The 23,111-nt window shown below is 40.9% G+C and carries 24 protein-coding genes and 3 tRNA genes; 25 read left to right on the top strand and 2 right to left on the bottom strand.

The annotated features are described in order from the left end of the window. Genes B4Z90_RS22660 through B4Z90_RS22595 form a run of 14 tightly spaced genes read left to right on the top strand, consistent with a single transcriptional unit; the run spans position 1 to position 10,718 of the window. On the top strand, positions 1 to 414 hold the full coding sequence (locus B4Z90_RS22660) for a hypothetical protein (RefSeq protein WP_286803350.1): 414 nt from the start codon (positions 1 to 3) through the stop codon (positions 412 to 414). Positions 415 to 426: 12 nt separating this feature from the next. Next, positions 427 to 972 carry a hypothetical protein gene (locus B4Z90_RS22655; RefSeq protein ID WP_286803349.1) on the top strand — a complete coding sequence of 182 codons (546 nt, stop codon included), beginning with the start codon at positions 427 to 429 and terminating at the stop codon, positions 970 to 972. A gap of 8 nt (positions 973 to 980) precedes the next feature. Beyond that, positions 981 to 1,166 (top strand): hypothetical protein, encoded by a 186-nt coding sequence (locus B4Z90_RS22650; RefSeq protein WP_286803348.1) that lies wholly within the window; start codon positions 981 to 983, stop codon positions 1,164 to 1,166. A 3-nt stretch (positions 1,167 to 1,169) separates the two neighbouring features. After that, on the top strand, positions 1,170 to 3,050 hold the full coding sequence (locus B4Z90_RS22645; RefSeq protein ID WP_286803347.1) for a hypothetical protein: 1,881 nt from the start codon (positions 1,170 to 1,172) through the stop codon (positions 3,048 to 3,050). Continuing rightward, a complete protein-coding gene (locus tag B4Z90_RS22640) occupies positions 3,047 to 3,652 on the top strand; it encodes a DUF6046 domain-containing protein (protein WP_286803346.1) in 606 nt (201 codons plus the stop codon). The genes B4Z90_RS22645 and B4Z90_RS22640 overlap by 4 nt, the downstream gene beginning before the upstream one ends. 3 nt (positions 3,653 to 3,655) lie before the next feature. Then, a complete protein-coding gene (locus tag B4Z90_RS22635) occupies positions 3,656 to 4,621 on the top strand; it encodes a hypothetical protein (RefSeq protein WP_286803345.1) in 966 nt (321 codons plus the stop codon). Beyond that, positions 4,618 to 5,103 carry a hypothetical protein gene (locus tag B4Z90_RS22630; protein WP_286803343.1) on the top strand — a complete coding sequence of 162 codons (486 nt, stop codon included), beginning with the start codon at positions 4,618 to 4,620 and terminating at the stop codon, positions 5,101 to 5,103. The genes B4Z90_RS22635 and B4Z90_RS22630 overlap by 4 nt, the downstream gene beginning before the upstream one ends. Then, the gene (locus tag B4Z90_RS22625) at positions 5,104 to 5,322 is read left to right on the top strand and encodes a hypothetical protein (RefSeq protein ID WP_286803340.1); all 219 of its coding nucleotides are present in this window, start codon (positions 5,104 to 5,106) and stop codon (positions 5,320 to 5,322) included. 2 nt (positions 5,323 to 5,324) lie between these two features. Beyond that, positions 5,325 to 5,624: a hypothetical protein gene (locus B4Z90_RS22620; RefSeq protein WP_286803338.1), complete on the top strand. Its 300-nt coding sequence runs from the start codon at positions 5,325 to 5,327 to the stop codon at positions 5,622 to 5,624. Beyond that, positions 5,624 to 5,923: a hypothetical protein gene (locus B4Z90_RS22615; protein ID WP_286803335.1), complete on the top strand. Its 300-nt coding sequence runs from the start codon at positions 5,624 to 5,626 to the stop codon at positions 5,921 to 5,923. Before B4Z90_RS22620 ends, B4Z90_RS22615 begins: the two co-directional genes overlap by 1 nt. Beyond that, on the top strand, positions 5,916 to 6,773 hold the full coding sequence (locus tag B4Z90_RS22610) for a hypothetical protein (protein WP_286803332.1): 858 nt from the start codon (positions 5,916 to 5,918) through the stop codon (positions 6,771 to 6,773). Before B4Z90_RS22615 ends, B4Z90_RS22610 begins: the two co-directional genes overlap by 8 nt. Further along, on the top strand, positions 6,757 to 7,227 hold the full coding sequence (locus tag B4Z90_RS22605) for a hypothetical protein (RefSeq protein ID WP_286803329.1): 471 nt from the start codon (positions 6,757 to 6,759) through the stop codon (positions 7,225 to 7,227). The genes B4Z90_RS22610 and B4Z90_RS22605 overlap by 17 nt, the downstream gene beginning before the upstream one ends. After that, positions 7,220 to 7,963 carry a hypothetical protein gene (locus B4Z90_RS22600; RefSeq protein ID WP_286803327.1) on the top strand — a complete coding sequence of 248 codons (744 nt, stop codon included), beginning with the start codon at positions 7,220 to 7,222 and terminating at the stop codon, positions 7,961 to 7,963. The genes B4Z90_RS22605 and B4Z90_RS22600 overlap by 8 nt, the downstream gene beginning before the upstream one ends. Before the next feature lies 1 nt (position 7,964). Continuing rightward, a complete protein-coding gene (locus tag B4Z90_RS22595; RefSeq protein ID WP_286803325.1) occupies positions 7,965 to 10,718 on the top strand; it encodes a hypothetical protein in 2,754 nt (917 codons plus the stop codon). Between the two features lie 120 nt (positions 10,719 to 10,838). On the opposite strand, the gene B4Z90_RS22590 is transcribed toward B4Z90_RS22595, so the two are convergent. Beyond that, a complete protein-coding gene (locus tag B4Z90_RS22590) occupies positions 10,839 to 11,036 on the bottom strand; it encodes a hypothetical protein (RefSeq protein WP_286803322.1) in 198 nt (65 codons plus the stop codon). A gap of 131 nt (positions 11,037 to 11,167) precedes the next feature. Between B4Z90_RS22590 and B4Z90_RS22585 the strand changes: the two genes are divergently transcribed. The 3 genes from B4Z90_RS22585 to B4Z90_RS22575 all read left to right on the top strand — a co-directional run bounded on the left by B4Z90_RS22585 (position 11,168) and on the right by B4Z90_RS22575 (position 14,997). Further along, the gene (locus tag B4Z90_RS22585) at positions 11,168 to 12,355 is read left to right on the top strand and encodes an aminopeptidase C (RefSeq protein ID WP_286752243.1); all 1,188 of its coding nucleotides are present in this window, start codon (positions 11,168 to 11,170) and stop codon (positions 12,353 to 12,355) included. A 111-nt stretch (positions 12,356 to 12,466) separates the two neighbouring features. Next, complete coding sequence (locus B4Z90_RS22580; protein ID WP_070563305.1) at positions 12,467 to 13,705, top strand: thioredoxin family protein; 1,239 nt, start codon at positions 12,467 to 12,469, stop codon at positions 13,703 to 13,705. A gap of 53 nt (positions 13,706 to 13,758) precedes the next feature. Continuing rightward, positions 13,759 to 14,997: a thioredoxin family protein gene (locus B4Z90_RS22575; RefSeq protein WP_286767610.1), complete on the top strand. Its 1,239-nt coding sequence runs from the start codon at positions 13,759 to 13,761 to the stop codon at positions 14,995 to 14,997. A 111-nt stretch (positions 14,998 to 15,108) separates the two neighbouring features. Here the strand turns inward: B4Z90_RS22575 and B4Z90_RS22570 are convergent, their stop codons facing one another. After that, positions 15,109 to 17,232, bottom strand: a complete 2,124-nt coding sequence (locus tag B4Z90_RS22570) for a prolyl oligopeptidase family serine peptidase (protein ID WP_286767609.1) — start codon at positions 17,230 to 17,232, stop codon at positions 15,109 to 15,111. Positions 17,233 to 17,553: 321 nt separating this feature from the next. On the opposite strand from B4Z90_RS22570, the gene B4Z90_RS22565 reads away from it, so the two are divergent. The 8 genes from B4Z90_RS22565 (at position 17,554) to B4Z90_RS22530 (ending at position 23,065) form a co-directional block, all read left to right on the top strand. Next, entirely contained in the window at positions 17,554 to 19,722 is a 2,169-nt protein-coding gene (locus B4Z90_RS22565; protein ID WP_286767608.1) for a M1 family aminopeptidase, read from the top strand. Positions 19,723 to 19,781: 59 nt separating this feature from the next. Beyond that, the gene (locus B4Z90_RS22560; protein WP_070563293.1) at positions 19,782 to 20,537 is read left to right on the top strand and encodes a UDP-2,3-diacylglucosamine diphosphatase; all 756 of its coding nucleotides are present in this window, start codon (positions 19,782 to 19,784) and stop codon (positions 20,535 to 20,537) included. After that, entirely contained in the window at positions 20,519 to 21,109 is a 591-nt protein-coding gene (locus B4Z90_RS22555; protein ID WP_286767607.1) for a Crp/Fnr family transcriptional regulator, read from the top strand. Before B4Z90_RS22560 ends, B4Z90_RS22555 begins: the two co-directional genes overlap by 19 nt. Positions 21,110 to 21,175: 66 nt before the next feature. Then, positions 21,176 to 21,505, top strand: coding sequence for a DMT family transporter (locus B4Z90_RS22550; protein ID WP_070563291.1), 330 nt, complete (start codon positions 21,176 to 21,178; stop codon positions 21,503 to 21,505). Positions 21,506 to 21,603: 98 nt separating this feature from the next. Continuing rightward, a complete protein-coding gene (prfA, locus tag B4Z90_RS22545; protein ID WP_070563288.1) occupies positions 21,604 to 22,677 on the top strand; it encodes a peptide chain release factor 1 in 1,074 nt (357 codons plus the stop codon). Between the two features lie 74 nt (positions 22,678 to 22,751). Beyond that, a tRNA-Asp gene (locus B4Z90_RS22540) sits at positions 22,752 to 22,825 on the top strand. A 58-nt stretch (positions 22,826 to 22,883) separates the two neighbouring features. Next, a tRNA-Asp gene (locus B4Z90_RS22535) sits at positions 22,884 to 22,960 on the top strand. Between the two features lie 31 nt (positions 22,961 to 22,991). Beyond that, positions 22,992 to 23,065 (top strand) — tRNA-Asp (locus B4Z90_RS22530). The last annotated feature ends 46 nt before the right edge of the window (positions 23,066 to 23,111 follow it).

Genomic DNA, 23,111 nt, shown 5'->3' with positions numbered 1-23,111 from the left:
ATGGATTTTTCAAGCAAGCAATATTCATGGAGCGATATCAGCATCGCTCTGGGCGGTAGGATCCTCGAAGGGATCACCGAAGTGGAATACACAAAAAAGAGGGAAAAGGAAGCCATTTATGGCCGTGGATCAAATCCGCATTCTATCGGATCGGGAAACAATAGCTATGAGGGAAAGATCTCCATCTGGCAAAGTGAGCTGGAAGCAATGATCCAGTCCGCTCCAAATAAGGATGTTCTTTCATTATCCTTTGACCTGGTTGTTTCTTATGTTCCGGCATCAGAAACCCCGACAGTGACGGACATCCTTAAAAATGTCGAATTCACTGAATTTAAAAAATCAATGCGCCAGGGAGATAAAAACATGATCGTTGAGCTCCCTATCATCTTTACAGAAGTCAAATTACAACAATAACGCAAAACAAAAATGAAAGCTACAGACAAGCAGATCCAGGAATGGAAATCCAAACATGGTGGAGTTTATATGATTCCGGTAGATGACAAGGTCATTTACTTACGGGAGCCGAATATCACGGACTGGAAAAGAGCATTTACCGCGATGCAAAAAAATGGTGAAATCGGTTTCACCGAGGAAATGGTCAGTGCCTTATGGCTGGACGGCGATGCAGAGGTTAAAACTGATGACCGTTATTTCGTTCCTCTTGTCAAGGAAATGCCAACATTTTTCAATTATGATGATGCTATCGTGATCAAGGAAGGCAGCAATTACCTGATCACTATCGGGGAGGCTACCTGTAAGATCAGGATCATCACACGGGATGACCTTAAAATTGCCGAACGTAAAAACCCATCAGGAAAACCGTTTGTGACACAGGAAAATCTGTTTGATATGGTTGTGATCGAAAAAGATGATGCTTTTGCCGACCGGAACAATGCAGAGCTCCGTTTTCCATTGTACAAAGCAATCGAAGATCTGCAGAAGCAAAAAATTGCGAGCATAAAAAAGCTTTAGTCGACGCGGTGATCGACACCGAAGATCCGGAAGCCTATGAATATGGTGATCTGGATTATCGCATCGCGGACGCCTACCTCAGGTATTACCTACATATTCAAAACCCCGAAAAGCTGTCAGATGAAGAATGGGCAGATCGTTTGCTCGATCTGCACTTCATCCGTCAGGCTGAAAAAAGAGCATCACAGAGTTAACGGATGAACGGATACGACTTTATAATCAGGTTACGAGACCACGCTACAACAGGCATCACAAGTATTGCCAGGGCTGCGGGCGTAGCTATGAACAGGCTTTGGGGTATGAGCCGCGGAATCCGTCGTGTCGACGATGATAGCCGGGCGCTGGGCGGAACCTTGGGGAAACTCAAGGGATTCCTTTTGGCCGCGTTTACGACCGCTGCCATTATGGGCTTTGCAAACAAGGTCATGGAAGCCCGTGCCGAATATGAAAAGTTTCAGGCCGTGATGGCCAACAGTTTCCAGTCCCAGGATGTAGGGAATGGAGCAATGGCACTGCTGACCAAGTTCGCGGCTGATACCCCTTACCAGCTCAATGAACTGACAGGGGGCTTTATTAAGCTGATCAACCGGGGTATTTATCCGACGAAAACAGAACTGACCGAATTGGGGGACCTGGCCAGTTCGCAGGGAAAAGGGTTCGACCAGCTCGTGGAAGCCATACTGGATGCGCAGACAGGGGAATTTGAACGTCTGAAGGAATTTGGTATCAAGGCCAGTAAAGCCGGGGATCAGGTTTCGCTTTCTTTCAAGGGGGTGACCAAAACCGTCAAGAATAACGAGCAGGCCATCAAGAACGCAATCCTTGAATATGGTAACATGGCCGGGGTTGCCGGTTCGATGGATGTTATTTCAAAAACTTTGGGCGGAAGGCTCTCTAATCTGGAAGATCAGTGGTGGGGTTTTCTTGTCGCTGTGGGCGGGGAATCAAATGAGGTGTTCGGATCGGTTCTCGACCTGCTCACTTCCGGCCTTGGTTTTCTTCAGGAAAACCTTCCGGTCATTTCCAGATGGTTCAATATCCTGTGGACCTATATACAGCCTGTAGGATCAGCCCTGGAAACATTGATCCGGAATATATTCGGGTTTAAGACTGCAGGTGATGCACTCGATAGTTTTGGGAAGATCATGCGAGGGGTACTGCTCTTTATCGACGTGTTTACCACTGGCCTGATCACAGTTATCAATTGGCTCAGTCCTTTTGGCAAAGAGATCGCAACGGTAGCAATTGCATGGGGTGTGCTCAATGCGGTATTCGCTCTTTCTCCGATCGGGTGGGTTGTGATCGGCTTGGTTGCTCTGATCAGCGCGATCGGCCTGGTCACTAACTACACGGATGGCTGGGCTGATTCCTGGGAAGCCTTAAAAGTGATGTTTCAACTTTCCTGGGAGCAGATCAAGGCTGACTTTATGCATGGGATCAATAATTTCAAGCTTGGTTTTCAGCTCATGTACCTATCGGCCAAAGACACGGCACAGCAGATTATCGGAACATTTACCAAAGTCGGTGATGCAATAACGTTGGCTCTTCAGGGCGACTTTTCCGGGGCTTTCAAAAAGATAGGTGAAAAGGTAAAAACAGATGCTGCTGCAGAGATAGAAAGGGTCGCAGGTCAGGGGTACAAAAATGAAAAGATGTACCTAGCACAGACAGAACAGCGGAAAAAAGATTTTGAGCTGGCAAAAAGAGACTTTGGTATTACGATCGATAAGACTGGACTTTCACACGATTTCGCAAAGCTCAAAGAAAGTCTGAAAGTTGGCAAAGCAAAGGATACCGGTTCGCTCGCTTATGACGATTTTATCAAAAATGGCAGCAAGATCGGTCCCGGAAAAGACGGATCAGACAAAGATGGATCCGGAAAGTCCAAAAAAGGAAGTGACGGCATCGTAGGCGGTGGCTCCAGATTGACAAATATTACGATCAATGTCGCAAAAATGCAGGATCAGATTGTGATCAATACCGTAAATACAGGAGAAGGTGCCAATAAAATGCGGTCGATAATTGAAGAAGAACTAAACAGATTGATCGGGTCAGTATCAGCAATGCAGGCAACATGATAAACAGAGCAACGAACACATTTTCTATACGTGAACTGACCGCTATGGCACACTTAGGCTACATCGGTGCAGCCTTTCCTGAATTTGGGGGATCGATCAGTAAACAGGTAGCAGCATTTTCCCGGTTCAATATCTTTAACGTAAATGAATCACAGTCATTGGGAAAACCCTATTTTATGACTTTGACAGTGCAGGCCGGAAAAGAAATCACTGAATTTCCAAATGAACCGTTAGTGACCATTTATTCGCAAAAAACGATTGTGGAAACGCCTACAGTGGGTGAAGAGCGCAAAGGAACAGTGAAGGAATATATCAGTACTGAAGATTATCAGATCGACATCAAAGGAATTATCATGGGGACAGGAGCCTATCCGGCTGAAGAAGTAAAATCACTGAATGAACTCTACAATAAAAACGAAGCCCTAGATGTGATAGGAAACCTGTTCTTTGATTTATTTAACATTCAGCGTATCGTTCTGACCAGTATCAAATTTGATGACATGATGGGTCAGCAGGAATTGCAGAAATATACCATCACTGCTGTCAGTGATCAGGATTTCTTTGCGGAACTCAATGAAAGAAACAACTTCTTAAAAGGTTAGGTTATGTTTATACTGGGAGGCACATTTGAAATCGGGTCGTTTAAGTTTTCAGCGATCAATGAAATTGAGATCATAAAATCTGTTGATGATATTTCCGACACTGCAGTGATCAAAATGCCGTCAAAATTTTTGGTAAAACAGAACGGCGGACTGAAGTATACGGAAGAAGTCATCAAAAAGGGTGATCCGGTTAAAATCACATTGGCCTATAAAGGAAAGTTTGAAAAAGTGGAATTCGAGGGATACGTTGACCGGATCAAAGCGGGGGTGCCAATGGAAATTCATTGTGTTGATGCGACCTGGCTATTGAAACGGAAAGAATGCCTCTTCAGTAAATCCAAAACTTCACTTAGAGAAGTTTTGCAGAGCATTGTATCTGACACAGAAATAAAATTGGCTGAAAATATTCCTGAAGTCAAGCTGGAAAAATTTATCCTTAAAAATGTAAATGGTCTTCAGGCACTCCAGGGCATAAAAGATCAGATGGCCATGAGCATTTATTTGAATGATGCCGGTGAACTGTATTGCGGGCTGCAGCAGCTCAATAACATCGGGCAGATTGTAAAATATGACCTGAATTACAATTTGGTCGAAAACAACTTGGAATTTCGCACTGCAGACGATAAAAAAATCAAAGTGGTCTATGAATCGACCACCAAGGATAACAAAAAGCTGAAAGTTGAACTGGGTGATGACGGCGGTGAAAAGATCGAAGTGAAAACCAAGACTATCACTGATCAGGCCACACTGGAGCGAATGGCCAAAACACATCTGGAGCGTGCAAAATATGACGGTTATGACGGCGATGTCACCAGTTTTTTAATTCCATATGCAACCCGGGGCATGGCCGCAGAGATCATAGACAAAAAGCATGTCAACCGCCAGGGCAAATATTTCATAAAAAAAGTAGTGACCACTTTTGGAACAGGTGGTGCTCGCAGAAAGGTAAGTATCAGCAATAAACTATGAGTTTAAGGGAGGCATTGAAAAACGCTACGCGCCAGGATACCGATACCACGATCATGACCGTGGTATCGGTAGATCGTACAAATGGGACCTGTGTCTGCAACGACGGTGAGCTAGAACATACCGATGTAAGGTTATCTGCCATCATTGATGATAAGAAGCAAAAAATGTATGTCCTGCCTGCCGTCGGATCCACTGTCCTGGTCACTCCCATTGAGGAGGATTATACACTCCAGTTTGTAAGCGCTGTCAGTGAGTTATCGGAATTATATGTCTGTATTGACAATGTTGTTTTTGATATGGATAAAAACGGGTTTTTATTGAAAAAAGAGAATGAATCGCTCCGGTCTTTGATACTCGATCTTATATCTGCCATCAAGGCAATGAAATTTACGACCAACATGGGACCGACGATTGAGCTGATCAACAGACCGGAATTTATTGCAATTGAAAACAGGTTTAAATCATTTTTAAAGGCAGATTAAATGGCACTCAGTAAAACAAGACTAAAAAACAAAATTATTGAAGCTTTCCGGTATGAGCAGACGGAAGAGCAGGATCATGAAGCGGCTCTGGATCGTATAGCAGATAAACTGGCCAGTTGCCTGATCGATGAGATCAAAGAACTGAAGATTAATTATACTGGAGGTTTAACAGCTTCAAATGTGCCGGTAACCGGCGCTATCAACGCTACGATAACTTAAATATGGAAGAACTACTAAAATCGATTGCTCCAGAACTGATGACTGCAACTGCCGGTGCGTTCATTGGCTGGTTTTTCCAGCGCAAAAAACAGAATGCAGATCTACGTGCCAGTGAAATTGAAAACGCAGAGAAAGCCCTTCAGTATTACAGAATCATGGTGGGTGATTTGGGGGAACAACTCACTGAAGCAATAACGGAGCTCAGAGCCACAAAGCTTACCGTTAAGGACCTGGAGGAACGGGTTGAGGGATTGACCAATGAGCTCAAAAAGTATAAACAATTAAATGGAAAGGTACTATAATGGCTTTTTATCCAGCATTACATAATCAGTCTGTTTTAGATTTTGTACTTCAGCATACCGGAAGTATATCCGGTGCAGTCGAGTTTGCGGTTACGAACGGTATATCAGTTACAGATGATCTGGTCATTGGCCAGACGTATTTTATTCCTGAAGAAATTGATACCGATACTGATATCTCAGATTATTATGACCGAAATGACTATGTACCTGCAGGAGGTGTCGAATTTACGGTGGAACCTGAATTCGTTATTGGTAGAATGGTTATTGAACAAAGTTTTATAGTAAAAGAAAATGGCTAGAACAATTTCACAGATACAAGATGAAATCAAAACAGCGGTTCAGGCACGATCTGAATTAGCTGACCTGACGTCTACGAGCAAATCAGCTGTTTGGCTTGCAATGAGCTATGCGATCGCATTTATTGTTTTTACAGTTGAATCATTGTTTGACCTGCATAAATCCGAAGTTGAAAACACCCTTTCATTACTGAAGCCGCACACACAACGCTGGTACCGGGAGAAGGCTAAAGCTTTTCAGTATGGTTATTCACTGATTACAGACTCTGATCTGTATGATAACAATGGCCTGACTGATCAGCAGATCGATGACTCCAAAATAATAAAATACTGTGCCGTAAATGAAGCGGTAGACGAAAGCAGGCTTATTGTCAAAATTGCTACAGCAAGCAGCAGCGGTGATCTGGAACCGATCGGACCAACAGAGCTTATTGCTTTTAAATCTTACATGAATGAGGTCAAAGATGCCGGCCTGACAATAACGATCACAAATTATCTTCCGGACATATTGTTCCTGGACATGATCATATTTTATGATCCATTGATATTTAACGAATCGGGTGAGACGCTGATCGGAGGAACAAAACCTGTTGAAATTGCGATAGATCAATTCTTAAGGCAATTACCTTTCAATGGTGTATTGCAGCTGAACTTATTGGCTGAAGCATTACGATCAATAGAAGGCGTTGAAATCCCCCATATCGTAGAAGCATCCAGTTGCTGGATCAACCCATCGATGGGTGGTTATGGGGAACCTGTCACTATTGAGGTTTATAAAATTCCGGAATCAGGTTATTTCAAGGTCAATGATTTTTCAGATATAAAATATCAGGCGTATGAAAAAGGTATATGATGTGGATTTAAAAAAGTTGGTGGTTATGCTTTTGCCATCTTTTATGAGGACTGAAAAACTGATAGCATTCATTTGGTGCCTGATCGTTGGTATCCGGACGGTACACTTCAAACTGTTGGCCCTGTGGTATGATACTGACAAGGAAATGGAAGTAACCCCGCAAGTTTTTAGCCTCAGAAAATTACTGAATGATTATTTCGACTCTGTCAATAGAACCATTAGGATAGAAGATGCTAAGGTAGGTGGAAGGTCATATATTTTTAGCATAACTGAGCAGCGCCCCCTGTTCCTGGGCGAACGTGCGATATATACAGCAGATGAATTGCGCAGCGGAACCGGCTTTGTGGTGATCGTACCCGAAGCCCTCAACAATACAGCAGAAACGGCCAGGTTAAAGGCCATGATCAACAAATACAAATTAGCAGGCACCAAATACATTATCAGATATGAATAAGGTCAATTTTGAACAGACAGGCGGCTTTCCGCTAGAAACAAATACACTTTCATTTTTACAGTCAGCCTATGGCCAGTTATCGGGACTTGCAGGTCTCGGAGGTCAGAGCTACATCCTTAACGGCTGTACAGTGGCCGGCGGTAACGTCACAGACGGAACAGTGGTGATTGATGGTGAGGTGCTGCCATTCGTTGGAGGCCCTAAATTAGCCCGTTTAATCATCGAAGAATCCGTAACGGATAAAACCTTTGAAGACGGTGTCAGTAAGCCCGTGTACTACACGCGAGTGGCTAAGATGGCCACTGCCGGCGGTGTGATGGATTTTAATTCGTTGAAACGTGTATCCAACCTGCTTGCAATGGCTGATCGGATCAAGGATCAGGAGGTTGTCAAGTGGACGGCATCATCTACGGGATCAGGAATGTCGATTACAGAACAAAGCTGCTGGATGTTTAAGCAAGGCAGATTTGTTGTTTTAAAAGGGTTTGTAGAGATCGTAAATACCGTTTCCTCTGGAGTTACGGGATTCTCACTAACTGGAATTCCAAATCTGGGAAATACAGGTGAACGATCATATGGAAACGTTGTCCGTCGAAACCTGGATGCTCTGAATATCTCCATAGTCGAAGTGTGTTACAAATTGCCGGAAACCAATGCGATCGCATTTCAGGTTGATTTTTCAGCCAATACAGGGGCAATTTTAGATTTTAATTTAATGATCTTTTTACCAGAATAACATGAAACAACCTATATCAAAATTAAAAGAATGGTTTGGTCCATTTAAAATGCCTTCAGCAAGTAATTTTGGTGATTTAATCGATTCATTCTTTCATAAAGACGGTAAGATACCGGCACAAAATGTCGAAGGATGGACAGATGATTCGGCCGTTGAACTCGAAGGTAATGTATTGCCTCAATTGGCAGATAAAAATAAATATGTTGAAGTATACGGTGGTGCAAACGGACGTACATTAACATATCTTAATACTCCTATATATATACAAGCTAATCATAAGGCAATATTGTTTTGGTCAGCTGCTGAACAAATATGGAAATTGCAGGATGAGATTGCAATTCCCGAAAACCCTACAAAAACAAAAAATTGGCAAGTTGGAAGTTACGAAAAAGACATTACTGCTGTTAGATCTGGTATACCATATCGTGCTATAGTGGAATTCACAAGCGAAGAGCCTCGAACAGGTGCCGACTGGGAGGCAATAGTTCCGTCGAAACGACTTGTTGAAAATTTTATAGGGGTCAACAATCTGTTGAGAAATTCATCATTTGAATCAGGATTGCGATCATGGGTGAAAAACGACGAAGCTGGGGGGACTATTGTTATGGACAATGGCCAGATGGTGGTCAAGAATACTGGGATGGTTAACTTTGCATTAACGCAACAACAGATACAGGCCTTCAGTGTTGATGATATTGTACACTTTTCCGCTAAGGTCAAGAAAAAGAGTATTGGCGATGTAGTAGTACAGGTTAATCTCTATAATGTATCCGATAAAAAATATTTCAATTTAGTTGGCGAAGATTGGACAGTGATTCGAGGTACTTTGAAAATTCATACGAGTGCAATTTCTTCTTTCGCACTAGCTATCCAAGATGTTGGTGGCGAGGTTGTCGTCGATAACATAGCAGTTTACACTTTAGTTGAAAATTCTATCGAAAAAAATGCATCAGAAGGCTTTAAAAAGGCAAATGAGTCGATTGTTCAAATTGGATATAGTGAACTGTTGCCAAATAACAATTTTAAATCAGGTCTATTTGGATGGTACAAAAATGAAGAGGTCTTTGATCTTGATTTGAGTGCTGGTTATTTACACGCTACTACGCACGCGAGTAGTAACGTGGGTATATTACGAAATGGAGTAAAAGTAGATGGCCCCGGACGATATGCTGTTGAGGTCAATGTCAAACGAATCAGTGCAAGTGATTTTAGTTTTAGTTTAGGCACTTATAGCCCTACTTATATTCAATCTCTAGTTATATCCGATTCGATGGACTGGCAGTTATTACGCACTACGATTGAATTGACAGCTGGCGATATCAAGTCAGATGGTACAGTCGATTTTATGATCCAGTTGACAAGTAATGTCGAAATATTGGTCGAGTCCGTGAGATTTTATAAAGTACAAGCCAGCTCTTTGATAGACAGGCTTAACGGCTTAGAATACAAGTCTCCTCAGGCGTCGTGGATGCCTGCAAAATCTAGTATTATTAGCGCTTTTTTAGCACAATTAAAGCCTTTTTTCGACAAACACATAGAACAAGACAATGATGTCACTGTCGTTCAAATAGGTGATAGTATTTCGACAGACTTAAACTGGACAAAAAAGCGAGATGATGCAAAAGAAAGACCTCCTTTTTGCGATGAGTATAATGTTAATAGTTTTTTGGAGGAAAAATTACGCTGGCGTGAACAAAAGTACAGGCGGCACGACTATGCCGGAGTCTTTGCAGAAATCAAGGGTGGGGGTAATTCACTGGTAAAATCTGTAGATTCAAACTGGGGCTTTGTTGGCGATGCTTATTATCTGCCTTCAACTCGTGTTATTGATAGCGGCACTAATGCCGGTGTGGCATTCGATACAATAGCAATGACACAGCGAGTTTCACTTATTGTTCATACCGATAAAGCGTGGGCAAATAGCACACAGATCACAATTTCTGCGGGTAATGGAAAAGCTTTAGTAAAAAATAATGCAGGCAATTGGGTTGAAGCGAACGGCTATACACTAAGTCTCAAAGAGGAAGATACAATCTCTACTTTGGGATTTAATAAAGATAACGCACAGAAGAGACTGGATTTTAAAATTATTACTAATGTAAGCACACCGACAACGATCACTGTTAAAAATATTGGTGTTGGTAGATTTGCATACTGGGGTATAGAGTACAGCCCTAAAGAATTTCTTTTTAGATATATCTGTGCATCAAAAGGCAGTCATACAATTGCAGATTTGGAGCGTTATGAAAGTTGGATGGTGGACAGTTTTAACCCTGATTTGGTACTTTGGCAATGCCCGATATTGAATGAGGGTATCGGTCAAGAGTTTAGAAGCTATAATACAGCGGCATTCGTGAAGCGATTTACAGATAAATTGGCTCGTCTTCACACTAAGAACTACCTTGTATTTCCTTATATCTTATGGGGTGCAGTTTACAGTAAATTCATATCCAATATGGGGGAATTTCTATACGGATTCTCAACAGACAACAATAAGGAGTATACAGCTTTTCAGGAAGCGGCTAAATTGAATAGTGCTTTATCTAATGCTAACAACGGTCTATCTCTTAATTTATTCGATCGGATTACGGAAGTAGGGTTAGAAAAATCAAAAATAGAAGGCCGGAATATTTTCAAAGCTGCATTATTGGGAAGTGGAAAGGACGGTAATAGCTTCACAATCGACAGTATACATCTAAATCGAACAGGCAATGAAGTTGTCTGGCGTATGCTGGAAACGTATTTTAATTTTTAGATATGAATTAAAACGGTTTTAAAACAAAAAATGATAAAATCGCAAAATCCAGTAGTGCCATTTTTTTTAGATTTAATCAAAACCAGATGTGCCAAAAATAAAAGCCCTTTAAAATTCAACTTAAAGGGCTTTTATTTTTAAAACCTGCAAATCAATTTCCACACCAGATAGTCGGTCATAAATTTCTTTGTAGTCATATTCACTTTTCATTGCTGCGTCTCGTGCTTCTTCAATAGTGTCAAACGACTCCCTCAAATCACATAAACCACCTGAAGGATAATATTTGTCGTATACAAATAAAAGATACCTCTTGTCCATATATTCTATTTTTTTTATTGATATGTATATCAAATATAATATTTTTTTTATGCACGTTTCGTTTTCAAAAGTTTGACATTTCGTTTTTGCGTTTATATTTAGCACCACACTAAATTAACAAAATACTAACAATGAATTGGAATAAAACGATTGTACTAGCTGCTTCACTTTTCGCAGCTTCATTCCAAGTACAAGCACAAGACAATTTGATCAATGCGCTAAAAGCAAATCAAAATGACAATAGCAAATCTGGATTTACATTTACTGAAGTTATCAATCTGGGTAACACATCCATCAAAAACCAAGGTTCATCTGGTACCTGTTGGTCTTATTCAGGTAATTCTTTCCTGGAGTCAGAAATGATCCGTATGGGTAAAAAACCAGTGGAGATCTCACAAATCTATACCGCGCGCAACACGTATTTAGATAAAGCACGCACGTATGTACGCCTTCATGGCGGATTGTCATTGGGTGAAGGTGGTCAATTCCATGATGTGTTGAACTCTTTCCGTAAATATGGTACAATGCCGCAATCGGCTTACACAGGTCTTCACTACGGTACTACACGTAACAACTTTGGTGAAATGACCAATATGTTGGATGCGATGTTAGGGGCAGTAGTAAAGGGTAAAACGTTAACGCCAAACTGGGAAAAAGCGTATACCGCTGCGATGGATTCTTATCTTGGGGAAGTACCTGAGAAATTTGACTATAACGGTAAATCCTATACACCGCGCACCTTTGCAGATCAGGTAATCGGTATCAATCCGGATGATTACGTGGGTATTGCTTCGGTAACTGACCACCCATACTACAGCCAATTCGTATTGTTGATTCCAGACAACTGGTCATTCGACCGTTTCTATAATGTTAAGATGAACGATTTAACGGACATTATTGACAACGCTTTACAAAAAGGTTATACGGTAGCTTGGGCTACTGACGTATCAGAAAAAGGTTTCTCTTGGAAAAACGGTGTAGCTTATGTACCAGAAAAACCTTTCGAGGAAATGACAGATCAAGAAAAGTCCACAATGTTTGTTGGTCCTAAACCAGAGTTAAAAGTAACACCGGAAGAAAGACAAAAAGCTTTCGACAACTGGCAAACTACAGATGACCACGGTATGCATATCGTAGGTCTTGTAAAAGATCAAAACGGAAAAGAGTATTACATCGTTAAAAACTCTTGGGGTACAACAAATGACTACCATGGTTATTTGTATGCATCAAAAGAATTTGTACGATATAAAACAACTTCTTTGATGTTACATAAAGACGGTCTAACAAAAGATTTAAAATCGAAGATAAATATCAAATAAGCGATTTATCAGTCCACGAAAACACCTCTGAAATTAATACTTCAGAGGTGTTTTTGTTTTCAGATTAATTTAATAACTTAAACATAATTATGAATCTTTTGTTGAGTGAGTATGAGAAGTATAATCGCGTTATGCCTTACAATTTTATTCGGGAATTTGGCTCAAGCCCAGACTAAGGGAGTGAAATTTGTAGAAGGGTTGAGTTGGAAGCAGATAAAGGAACGGGCACAAGCTGAGAACAAGTTTATCTTCGTAGAGCTATTTGCAACCTGGTGTGGCCCATGCCAATATATGAGCAATGAGATCTTTCCCCTAGAGCAGGTGGGGCAGCCAATCAATCAGAACTTCATTAGTGTAAAAGTGCAAATGGATTCGACAGAGTCCGACAATGCCAATGTCAAAAAATGGTATGCCGATGCGCGTGCTATTTCCAATGAATACAATATTCAATCCTTTCCCACATTTCTTATCTTTAATCCCGATGGGCAGGCGGTACACCGGATTGTCGGTGCAAGTGATGCTCCCGAATTTGTCGGACATGTGATGGATGGACTAAATCCCGAAACACAGTATTACACGCTGTTAAAAAAATTCGAGAAAAGACCCCAAGATATTTATACGGCCAAGCAGATGCTGAAAGCAGCAAATATCGCTTACGATGAAAATACTGCACGAAAGGCAGAAAATACCTTAGCGAATTCATTGGGTACGGATGAGTTATTCAAAAAAGAAAATGTCCATATTTTATTGGCAGCTGCCAAATTCACCAATTCAAAAGCTTTTAATCTTATTCGCAACAATAAAGAGAAAATCGATATTCTATTAGAGTCACCAGGTATTGCCAACCGCACCCTGGCTAATGTTGTCGTCAACGAATTATTTCAGATTAAGATTGATGCCAAACATGAACCCAACTGGGATAGTTATCAGAATGAACTCGCTGCAAAATATCCAGACATCGATTTCATCCCGATGTTCAAGAAAATAAAAGCACACTATTACCTTCAGGTGAAGAATTACGTCGCCATGAAGAATACCATCAATGATTACCTTTCGTCAGAAGATTTTACCCCACACCAATTAAATACCTTTGCCTGGACTATTTTTAATAATAGCAGTGATACTGCATGTATTGAATCCGCGTTAAGCTGGAGCAAGAAATCCATCCTTGAGGATCCAAGCAGTGCATTTTTGGATACCTATGCAAATCTGCTCTATAAGAAAGGAGAAAAAGAAAAAGCCATAAAGTGGCAAAACAAAGCGATCGAAATGGCCAGTGAGGACGATCGTCCTATCTATCAAGAAACACTGGACAAAATGATGAAAGGAATAAAAACTTGGGAAAACTAAACCTATCCCGACCAATACGAACGATTAAATTAAAAATCCAAAATACCAACATTATGAAAAAATTGATTTTAATGCTATTTCTAATTCCAACCCTCCTATTTGCGCAGAGCGAAGGGGTCAAATTTGAGCATGGGCTCAATTGGAGTCAGATTAAAGAAAAAGCGGCTAAAGAAAACAAATTCATTTTTGTAGACTGTTTTACAACCTGGTGTGGCCCCTGTAAATATATGTCGAGTACCATCTTCCCACAAGCCAAAGTAGGCGATTTTTTCAATGCTAAATTTGTCAATGCAAAAATTCAGATGGATAAAACTAAGAATGACAATGAAGATGTAAAATCATGGTACGAAGAGGCCGATCGTTTTGCCAAAGAATATAAAGTTAGAGCCTACCCAACTTTTCTGATCTTTGACTCAAAAGGTACCCTTGTGCATCGTATCGTAGGTGGTGGTGAAGCGGACGATTTTATAGCGAAAACACAAAAATCACTTGATCCAAATACACAATATGAAACACTATTGGCAAAATTCAATGCCGACCCAACAAATGTAAACATCGCCAAAAGTATGGCTATAGCTGCCAAAGAAGCTTATGATCAAGAGACACAAGCAAAAGCGGAAGGAGTCGTATTAGCGTCCTTGTCTACGGATCAAATCTTTACAAAGGAGAATGTTAGTTTATTACTTTCAGCGGCGAATGTTGTCGATTCTAAGGCTTTTAATTTAATCAAAGACAATCCTGCTAAATTTGATGTCGTTAGTGAAAAAGTGAAAGCAAATGACTTCCTCTCCCAACTGTTGGTTAGTAATGCAGTAAACACCAAAATTCGTGCAAAGGAAACAGTTGATTTTACGAGCATAGAAAAAGAATTGGCGCAAAAATATCCGACTGTGAATACAGAGAAAGCAAGTCTCGAAATGCAACCACGTTATTATGGTTATACCAAAAATTACCCTGGTTTAAGAGATAGCTTCAATAAATACATTGCAAAATATGGTTCAACCATTACCGCTGCAGAACTAAACAACATGGCGTGGTCCATTTTTGAAAACTGCAATGACCCAGCGTGCCTAAAAGCAGCAGCTGAATGGAGCAAATTATCCAACGAAAAAGAAAAAGATGCACCCATGTATTTAGACACTTTTGCAAACATATTATATCGCCTCGGAGAAAAAGAAAAAGCAATTAAAACGCAAGAAAAAGCGATCTCACTCATTACCGATGCTACTCAAAAAGAAGAATATGTAGCAACATTACAAAAAATGAAAAAGGGTGAAAAGACCTGGCAATAAGAAGATATTCGAATAGTCAATGAATAAAAAAAGCCGCAATCAAATTATTGATCGCGGCTTTTTTATGGAGAACAAGACAGACAATATGTTGAGTCTTTGACTGCTGTCCGCTTATTTTAATTCTTTAATACCCATATTCCAAAGGGCAAAAGCATATTTATCAACTGTACTATTGATCAGGACTTCTGTTGACCTTCCCGCACCGTGACCAGCTTTTGTCTCAATACGAATCAATACAGGATTATCACAAGCTTGTTTTGCCTGTAGTTCGGAAGCAAACTTATAGGAGTGCGCCGGTACCACCCGATCATCATGATCTCCCGTAAAGACCATCGTCGCTGGGTAACAAACTCCAGTTTTCACATTGTGCACCGGAGAATATGCTTTCAGATAGTCAAACATTTCTTTGCTATCATTGACTGTACCATAATCATAGGACCAACCTGCACCAGCTGTGAAGGTATGATAACGCAACATGTCCAAAACACCGACCTCGGGAAGTGCGACCTTGGCTACTTTGGGATCTATTGTCATTGTTGCCCCCACGAGCAAACCACCATTGGATCCCCCCGATAAAGCGGTGTACTCGGGTGATGTATAACCATTCTCCTGAAGATAATGTGCGGCGGCAATAAAATCATTAAACACATTCAACTTATTGAACTGTCTGCCGCCATCATGCCATTTCTGACCATATTCGCCGCCCCCACGTAAATTCGGAACAGCATAAACACCGCCATTTGCCAACCACACCGCAACGGAAGTACTAAAGGCAGGTGTCAAGCTGATATTAAAGCCGCCATAACCATACACAATCGTCGGGTTTTTCCCATTCAAGACAATCCCCTTTTTGTACGTAATAATCATCGGAACCTTTGTACCATCTTTGGATGTGTAGAAAACCTGTTTCGATTCATACTGATCGGAATCAAACTTCACCTTAGGTTTGATATAAAGTGCAGACTGACCAGAATTCACGTCAAACTTATAACTTGAAGAAGGCGTAATGTAATTTGAAAAACCAAAATAGATTTCTTTTTCCTTTTTCTTGCCCGAAAAACCACTCGCTGTGCCTACACCTGGCAATTCTATTTGCCGAATCTTTTTACCGGTATAATCATATTGAATCACCACTGAAACCGCATCTTTCAAATAATTTGCAAAAAGATAACCACCTCCGGTGCTGATCGAAAGCACATTTTCAGTTTCTGGAATAACATCTTTCCAGTTCTCCTTTGCAGGATTCTTCAAATCAACTCTTACCAAACGGTTGTTGGCAGCCTTGTAGTTTGTCTCCAATAAGAAACTATCCCCAATATTGTCAACGACACTTGTATTGGCATCAAAATGATCTTGTAGGCAGACAATCTTGCTATTCGGTTGCTGGAGATCCTGATAATAAAGTTCATTTCCTGTTGTCGTATTTGCAGCTGAAATAATCAGGTAACGTTGATCGTCTGTTAATGAAGCACCGACATAACGTCTCGGTGTTGCAGCACCGCCAAAAACCAATTTATCTGTAGACTGAGCTGTTTTAAGTTTATGGTAGTATAATTTATGTTGGTCTGTTTTTTCAGAAAGTTCAGATCCTTTTGGCTTATCGTAACTCGAGTAATAAAAACCATCGTTTCCTTTCCAAGCAATACCAGAGAATTTGACATCTACTAATGTTTCTCCCACAGGCGCCTTATCTTTGGCATTCAGTACAATGACTTTCCGCCAGTCCGATCCCCCTTCAGAAATAGAATAGGCGACTAAGCTCCCATCCTTTGAAAACGAAACATCGGCCAATGAAGTCGACCCATCTTTCGAGAACGTATTTGGGTCCAAGAAAACTTCTTCTGCTCCTCCCTCCCCTAGTTTACGGTAGAGGACAGCATGTTGCTGCAAGCCATTATTCTTAAAAAAATAAGTGTACTCGCCTTCCTTAAACGGGGTTCCTATTTTTTCATAATTCCATATTTCGGTTAATTGATCTTTTAATTTTGTACGGAATGGAATAGCATTCAAGTAGTCAAAAGTCACTTTATTCTCTGCCTGTACCCAGCTTTTTGTTTCAGCTGAACGATCATCTTCCAACCAGCGGTAAGGATCGGCTATCTTTTCACCCCAAAATTCATCCACGACGGTTCCTTTATTTGTCGTCGGATATGTCAACTGTTGTCCATAACCAGTCGTCGCTGTACCTGCCATACCTATCATCATTAGGATAAGACCAAAATTCTTATTTATCATAAAACCTTATACTTGTTTCAACCAATCTAAGTTTTATTCACTTAGCATTTGAAAATTCAATTTGAGTTGAATATAAACAAATTTATCGACCTCTTACCTACCTTAGGCAGTTTTTTCTCTTCCTCGAATAATAACTAAAAAGCCTAGATTCATCACTTCCCGCTTGTCCTTTACGTTAGCATCCAAACTACCTAAATCAAAGCGAATAAATAAACAAAACATGGGCCGCTCATAGTAGCATTAGACACATTTCTGCAGCGTATATTTTTATCACAACCGAAATTTCTTTAGATTTATTTAAATCTTGAAAATACTATAACCATGTTTAAAAAAGTCATATACCTTTCTTTGTCGATTTCCATTCTTCAAATCGGAATAAGCGAAGCACAACAATTACCTATAGATCAGCAATATCGAGCCACCCCTACCAAGATCAACGATCTTGTCCACACCAAACTCGATGTACGTTTTGACTATACAAACCAATTTCTGAATGGCAAAGAATGGGTCACTTTACAACCCTATTTCTACCCAACAGACTCCCTCCGCCTTGACGCAAAAGGCATGGATATTAAACAGGTATCTTTGGTCAATGGCACACAAATGATTCCCTTGAAATATACCTATGATGATCACTCTCTACTGATTAAGCTCGACCGGAATTACCTTGCAAAGGAGCAATATACAGTATACATCGATTATACCGCAAAGCCCAATTTATTGAAGGCGCAGGGCAGTGCAGCAATCAACGATGCTAAGGGGCTTTATTTTATCAATCCAGATGAACGCACACCCAACAAACCTCGTCAAATATGGACACAGGGCGAGACTGAAGCATCATCAGCCTGGTTCCCGACAATTGATCGCCCCAACCAAAAGACGACGGCTGAAATCTCCATGACCGTTCTTGACAATTACGTCAGTTTATCGAACGGTGCATTGAGCAATCAACAGAAAAATAGTGATGGTACACGTACAGATACCTGGAAAATGGATTTACCACATGCCCCATATCTATTTATGATGGCCGTTGGTGATTTTAAAATCTATCAGGACAAATACAACAATATCCCCGTTGACTACTACCTTGAACCGAAGTATGCACCCTATGCCAAAGATATCTTCGGAAAGACACCGGCCATGATGGATTTTTACAGCAAGACTCTAGGCGTTCCTTACCCTTGGAATAAGTATGCACAGATTGTCTGTCGCGATTATGTCTCAGGCGCCATGGAAAATACAAGTGCAACCCTACATGGTGAACATGTACAAAAGACAAAACGCGAATTGTTGGACGATAATCAGGAGGGAACGATTGCCCATGAACTGTTTCACCAGTGGTTTGGCGATTTGGTAACAGCAGAATCTTGGTCCAATTTGACCATGAATGAATCTTTCGCTACTTTCGGCGAGGTTATCTGGCGTGAGCACGATGGTGGTAAAGATCGTGGCGATAAATCTAGATTTGAAAAACTCCAGTCTTATCTCAAATCGACAAAAAATGGAAAAAGTCCGACTTTAGCCCGTTATTATTATCATGATAAAGAAGATATGTTTGATAATATCAGCTATGCAAAAGGTTCATTGATTCTCTATGCTTTAAAAGAACAAATGGGTGATGAAGCGTTCTATCAATCGCTGAAAAAATATTTGACAGACAATTCCTTTAAAACCGGCGAACCGCAACAGCTCCGTCTAGCGATGGAAGAGGTGACCGGAAAAGACTGGGCTCCGTACTTCAATCAATGGTATTACCAAGGTGGGCATCCAATTTTGAAAATCACGACAAGAAACGGAGAGAACAGTATCATCCTGAATGTAGCCCAAATTCAAGATTCAACCGTGCAGACATTCCAGCTTCCCTTAGCCGTCGATATCTATACGAAAAATGGGAAGATCAGACAGACCTTTCAACTCAACAAGCGGAATGCCCAATTTATGATTCCTTTACCTGCTGCTGTTGAATTTATTGATGTCGATCCCGAAAAAACACTCGTTGGTCAAATTCAAATCGATAAGTCAGATGCCGACTATCTGTATCAATATGAGCATGCACCTTCATTTGCTAACCGCGTCGGTGCGATTGCATACGCCTCAAAAAATCCGACAAATACCATCAGCCAGCAAATCTTAACAAAAGCATTGGCGGATACCGATGCGGATCTTGCTGCAACAGCAATTCAAGGGCTCGATTTAAGCAATCCCACGGTTCGCAAATCAACAGAAAAAACAATCTTGACACTTGCAGAGAAATCCGAAGCCTCTGTCATCCGCGCCTCTGCGATTCAAAAGCTCGCACAGACAAAAGATAAAAAATACAAAAGTCTAATTCTGAACGCTGTAAATGACAAATCTTATATGGTTATCGCAAGTTCAATCATGGCGATAAAAAGTGCTTATCCCGATCAACTTCAGCAGTCTTTGAAGCGCATTGATCCGGATGCCACGGAATATCTAAAGGCGCTCATCACCGAATTATCGAAATCATAGCAAATTATATTGTGGCGGCGAATTTTGTATTCGCCGCCATTTTTTTTAGTTTTGGCCACATGTCAACAAGAACAAAAATTTATTTTGCCTCCGACTTTCATCTTGGATCTTACCCCTTGGAACGTTCACGGGAAAGGGAGCTGCAAATTATACAGTGGCTGGACCAGATCAAAACAGATGCTGCACAGCTCTATCTTGTTGGTGATATTTTTGATTTCTGGTTTGAATATGCCACGGTTGTCCCGAAAGGCTATATCCGCTTTTTGGGTAAATTAGCCGAAATTTCGGATCTCGGCATTCCCATTACTTTATTTAAAGGAAACCACGATATGTGGATGTTTGACTACCTCAAAAAGGAATTAAATGTTCAGATCATCGACAATGAGCTGGAATTAAAACTCAACGGAAAACACTTTTATATTCACCACGGCGATGGATTAGGTTCGGGTGATTACAAATACAAGGTACTCAAGAAAGTATTTCGGAGCCGTCTCTGCCAATGGTTATTTGCGCGGTTGCACCCAAATTTTGGAATCGGAATCGCGACACGCTGGTCCAAACATAGTAGGCTTTCGAATAATGAGGACGAAAAGTTTTTGGGTGAAGACAAAGAATGGCTGATTGGCTATGCAAAGGAGCTGGAGTCAACCCAACATCACGACTATTATATCTTTGGCCATAGACATCTTCCCTATGATGTTGAACTCAACTCCAATAGCCGTATTCTAAATTTAGGGGAATGGATCAATTACCATACCTATGCAGTATGGGATGGTGAAACTTTACGTTTGGAAAAATGGGCGAGCAAATCCTAATTTCTTTATCCGATTGCCTGAACGGTTACCACTTTCTAACGCCTGAAAGTGCTGTAAAATTGGAGCAGGTCAGTAAGAAAATCACAGCGAAAAGAAATAGCCTGCTGATCGAACAGGACAAAATTCAAAAAAATCTCTATTTTCTGGCTTCCGGATTAGCCCGCGTTTACTACGAGACGGCCAACCGTCAGATTACCTTGGATTTCGTTTCACCCGGTGGAACGCTCATATCCATGAATAGTTATGTCCATGATACCCCGGGTTATGAAAACATAGACCTTTTGGAGGACAGTGTTGTTTATCAGATAGACCAAAAGCAACTTTTTGATCTCTACGAAAGTGATATTGCCATTGCCAACTGGGGAAGAAAGATGGCTGAACTTGAATTTATCAAGACCGAGCAACGAACCATGTCCAAGCTCTTTAATACTGCCCAAGAGCGCTATGCCGAGTTACTTCAAAAATACCCTCAATATATTCAACGGATCAAACTTGGTTACATCGCCTCCTATCTCGGTGTCAGTCAGGTTACCCTAAGCCGGATTCGCGCAAATATTCACACAAATTTTTAACATTTGTAAAAATTATTATCGCCCTAAAGCCGGATCTTTGTATCGAAACAAAAAATCAAAAAAGATATGAACTGGGTATTTTTAATATTGGGTGGATTATGTGAAATCGGCTTTACGACCTGCTTAGGTAAAGCCAAAGATGCGACCGGAAATGCGCAATGGCTCTGGTACGGTGCCTTTGTCGTATTCTTATTTGCAAGTATGGGCTTATTGATCAAAGCTACACAGACACTTCCCTTAGGCACAGCTTATGCTGTTTGGACCGGAATAGGTGCAGTAGGCACAGTTTTAATGGGGATCATCTTCTTTAAGGAGCCTGCAGATTTTTGGCGCATATTCTTTATTTTCACGCTGATTGCTTCCATCGTGGGACTAAAAGCAGTTTCCTCTCATTAATAGCAGGCTAGGTTGTTTAAAAGCAACAAAATTTCCTTACTTTTGTACACTCAATAGTAATCTAGGTCATACATTCCTAGAAGAAGCATTTTTGATATATGTTAGATAAATTACAAGCGATAAAAGAAAGATGGGAAGAAGTGGAAGCTGAATTGAGCAACCCTGATACCATGCAAGATATGAAACGTTTTGCCAAATTGAATAAAGAGTACAAAGATTTGGGCAAAATCGTGGATCAGTACCATATTTACAAAAATATGGTGAGTAATATTGATACCAATAAGGACATCATCATGAACGAGAAGGATCAAGAACTTCGTGAGATGGCTAAAGAGGAATTGGATCTTTTATACGTAGCAAAAGAAGAAAAAGAAGAAGAAATTCGCTTAATGTTGATTCCTAAGGATCCTGAAGATGCGAAAAATGCCATTATCGAAATTCGTGGTGGATCAGGTGGTGATGAAGCAGCCTTATTCGCTGGCGACCTTTACCGCATGTACACACGTTATTTCGAAACCAAAGGCTGGCGCAACGAAGTAATGGACGTTACCGAAGGAACTTCTGGCGGTTATAAGGAGGTGATCTTAAAAGTCATCGGTGAAGACGTTTACGGACAATTGAAATACGAATCAGGTGTACATCGTGTACAACGCGTTCCGGATACGGAGACACAGGGTCGTGTACATACTTCTGCAGCATCTGTTGCAGTTCTTCCTGAAGCTGAAGATGTCGATGTTGAGATCAATCCGGGTGATATTGAATTACAGACATCCCGTTCAGGTGGTGCTGGTGGACAGAACGTCAACAAGGTTGAAACAAAAGTGCAGTTGACGCATAAACCAAGTGGTATCGTTGTGGTTTGTCAGGTAGAACGTTCCCAATTAGCCAACCGTGAGTTAGCGATGGAGATGTTGCGGAACAAACTTTACGAGCTCGAGTTGAACAAAAAGAACGGCGACATCGCTGCAAAAAGAAAAACTTTGGTATCTACTGGAGACCGTTCGGCAAAAATTCGTACCTATAACTACCCACAAGGTCGCGTAACGGAGCACCGTATTGGAATGACGATGTACAACTTACCGGCAATTATGGACGGTGATATTCAAGGTATTATCGATGCATTGCAGTTTGCGGAGAATGCAGAGAAGATGAAAGACGGTCAAGTAGATTAGTTTTTTTTTCAAAAAATCTTTGCAGATACGTAAACAAACGCTATATTTGCACACCTTCTGAGGAGAAGGGTTGAGGTCTGGTAGTTCAGCTGGTTAGAATACATGCCTGTCACGCATGGGGTCGCGGGTTCGAGTCCCGTCCAGACCGCTTCAAAAGAGAGAGAAATCTCATACGTTCTTTAACAAATAAGTTTTTAAGATTTTTAGGTCTGGTAGTTCAGCTGGTTAGAATACATGCCTGTCACGCATGGGGTCGCGGGTTCGAGTCCCGTCCAGACCGCCAAAAATTATTAAAAACAATCCTTAAGATTTTAGGTCTGGTAGTTCAGCTGGTTAGAATACATGCCTGTCACGCATGGGGTCGCGGGTTCGAGTCCCGTCCAGACCGCTAAAATTTTAAAAACACATTGTTGGTCTGGTAGTTCAGCTGGTTA

The organism is Sphingobacterium sp. UBA5639 (genome assembly GCF_002421245.1).
Lineage (GTDB): Bacteria > Bacteroidota > Bacteroidia > Sphingobacteriales > Sphingobacteriaceae > Sphingobacterium > Sphingobacterium multivorum.
The sequence above is the reverse complement of the archived record's forward strand: the minus strand, read 5'-3'. Positions and strand labels throughout refer to the sequence as shown.

Coding starts and splice junctions, on each gene's coding strand:
- B4Z90_RS22660 (WP_286803350.1), top strand. CDS start 1: ATGGATTTTTCAAGCAAGCAATATTCATGGAGCGATATCAGCATCGCT.
- B4Z90_RS22655 (WP_286803349.1), top strand. CDS start 427: ATGAAAGCTACAGACAAGCAGATCCAGGAATGGAAATCCAAACATGGT.
- B4Z90_RS22645 (WP_286803347.1), top strand. CDS start 1,170: ATGAACGGATACGACTTTATAATCAGGTTACGAGACCACGCTACAACA.
- B4Z90_RS22640 (WP_286803346.1), top strand. CDS start 3,047: ATGATAAACAGAGCAACGAACACATTTTCTATACGTGAACTGACCGCT.
- B4Z90_RS22635 (WP_286803345.1), top strand. CDS start 3,656: ATGTTTATACTGGGAGGCACATTTGAAATCGGGTCGTTTAAGTTTTCA.
- B4Z90_RS22630 (WP_286803343.1), top strand. CDS start 4,618: ATGAGTTTAAGGGAGGCATTGAAAAACGCTACGCGCCAGGATACCGAT.
- B4Z90_RS22625 (WP_286803340.1), top strand. CDS start 5,104: ATGGCACTCAGTAAAACAAGACTAAAAAACAAAATTATTGAAGCTTTC.
- B4Z90_RS22620 (WP_286803338.1), top strand. CDS start 5,325: ATGGAAGAACTACTAAAATCGATTGCTCCAGAACTGATGACTGCAACT.
- B4Z90_RS22615 (WP_286803335.1), top strand. CDS start 5,624: ATGGCTTTTTATCCAGCATTACATAATCAGTCTGTTTTAGATTTTGTA.
- B4Z90_RS22610 (WP_286803332.1), top strand. CDS start 5,916: ATGGCTAGAACAATTTCACAGATACAAGATGAAATCAAAACAGCGGTT.
- B4Z90_RS22605 (WP_286803329.1), top strand. CDS start 6,757: ATGAAAAAGGTATATGATGTGGATTTAAAAAAGTTGGTGGTTATGCTT.
- B4Z90_RS22600 (WP_286803327.1), top strand. CDS start 7,220: ATGAATAAGGTCAATTTTGAACAGACAGGCGGCTTTCCGCTAGAAACA.
- B4Z90_RS22595 (WP_286803325.1), top strand. CDS start 7,965: ATGAAACAACCTATATCAAAATTAAAAGAATGGTTTGGTCCATTTAAA.
- B4Z90_RS22590 (WP_286803322.1), bottom strand. CDS start 11,036: ATGGACAAGAGGTATCTTTTATTTGTATACGACAAATATTATCCTTCA.
- B4Z90_RS22585 (WP_286752243.1), top strand. CDS start 11,168: ATGAATTGGAATAAAACGATTGTACTAGCTGCTTCACTTTTCGCAGCT.
- B4Z90_RS22580 (WP_070563305.1), top strand. CDS start 12,467: ATGAGAAGTATAATCGCGTTATGCCTTACAATTTTATTCGGGAATTTG.
- B4Z90_RS22575 (WP_286767610.1), top strand. CDS start 13,759: ATGAAAAAATTGATTTTAATGCTATTTCTAATTCCAACCCTCCTATTT.
- B4Z90_RS22570 (WP_286767609.1), bottom strand. CDS start 17,232: ATGATAAATAAGAATTTTGGTCTTATCCTAATGATGATAGGTATGGCA.
- B4Z90_RS22565 (WP_286767608.1), top strand. CDS start 17,554: ATGTTTAAAAAAGTCATATACCTTTCTTTGTCGATTTCCATTCTTCAA.
- B4Z90_RS22560 (WP_070563293.1), top strand. CDS start 19,782: ATGTCAACAAGAACAAAAATTTATTTTGCCTCCGACTTTCATCTTGGA.
- B4Z90_RS22555 (WP_286767607.1), top strand. CDS start 20,519: ATGGGCGAGCAAATCCTAATTTCTTTATCCGATTGCCTGAACGGTTAC.
- B4Z90_RS22550 (WP_070563291.1), top strand. CDS start 21,176: ATGAACTGGGTATTTTTAATATTGGGTGGATTATGTGAAATCGGCTTT.
- prfA (WP_070563288.1), top strand. CDS start 21,604: ATGTTAGATAAATTACAAGCGATAAAAGAAAGATGGGAAGAAGTGGAA.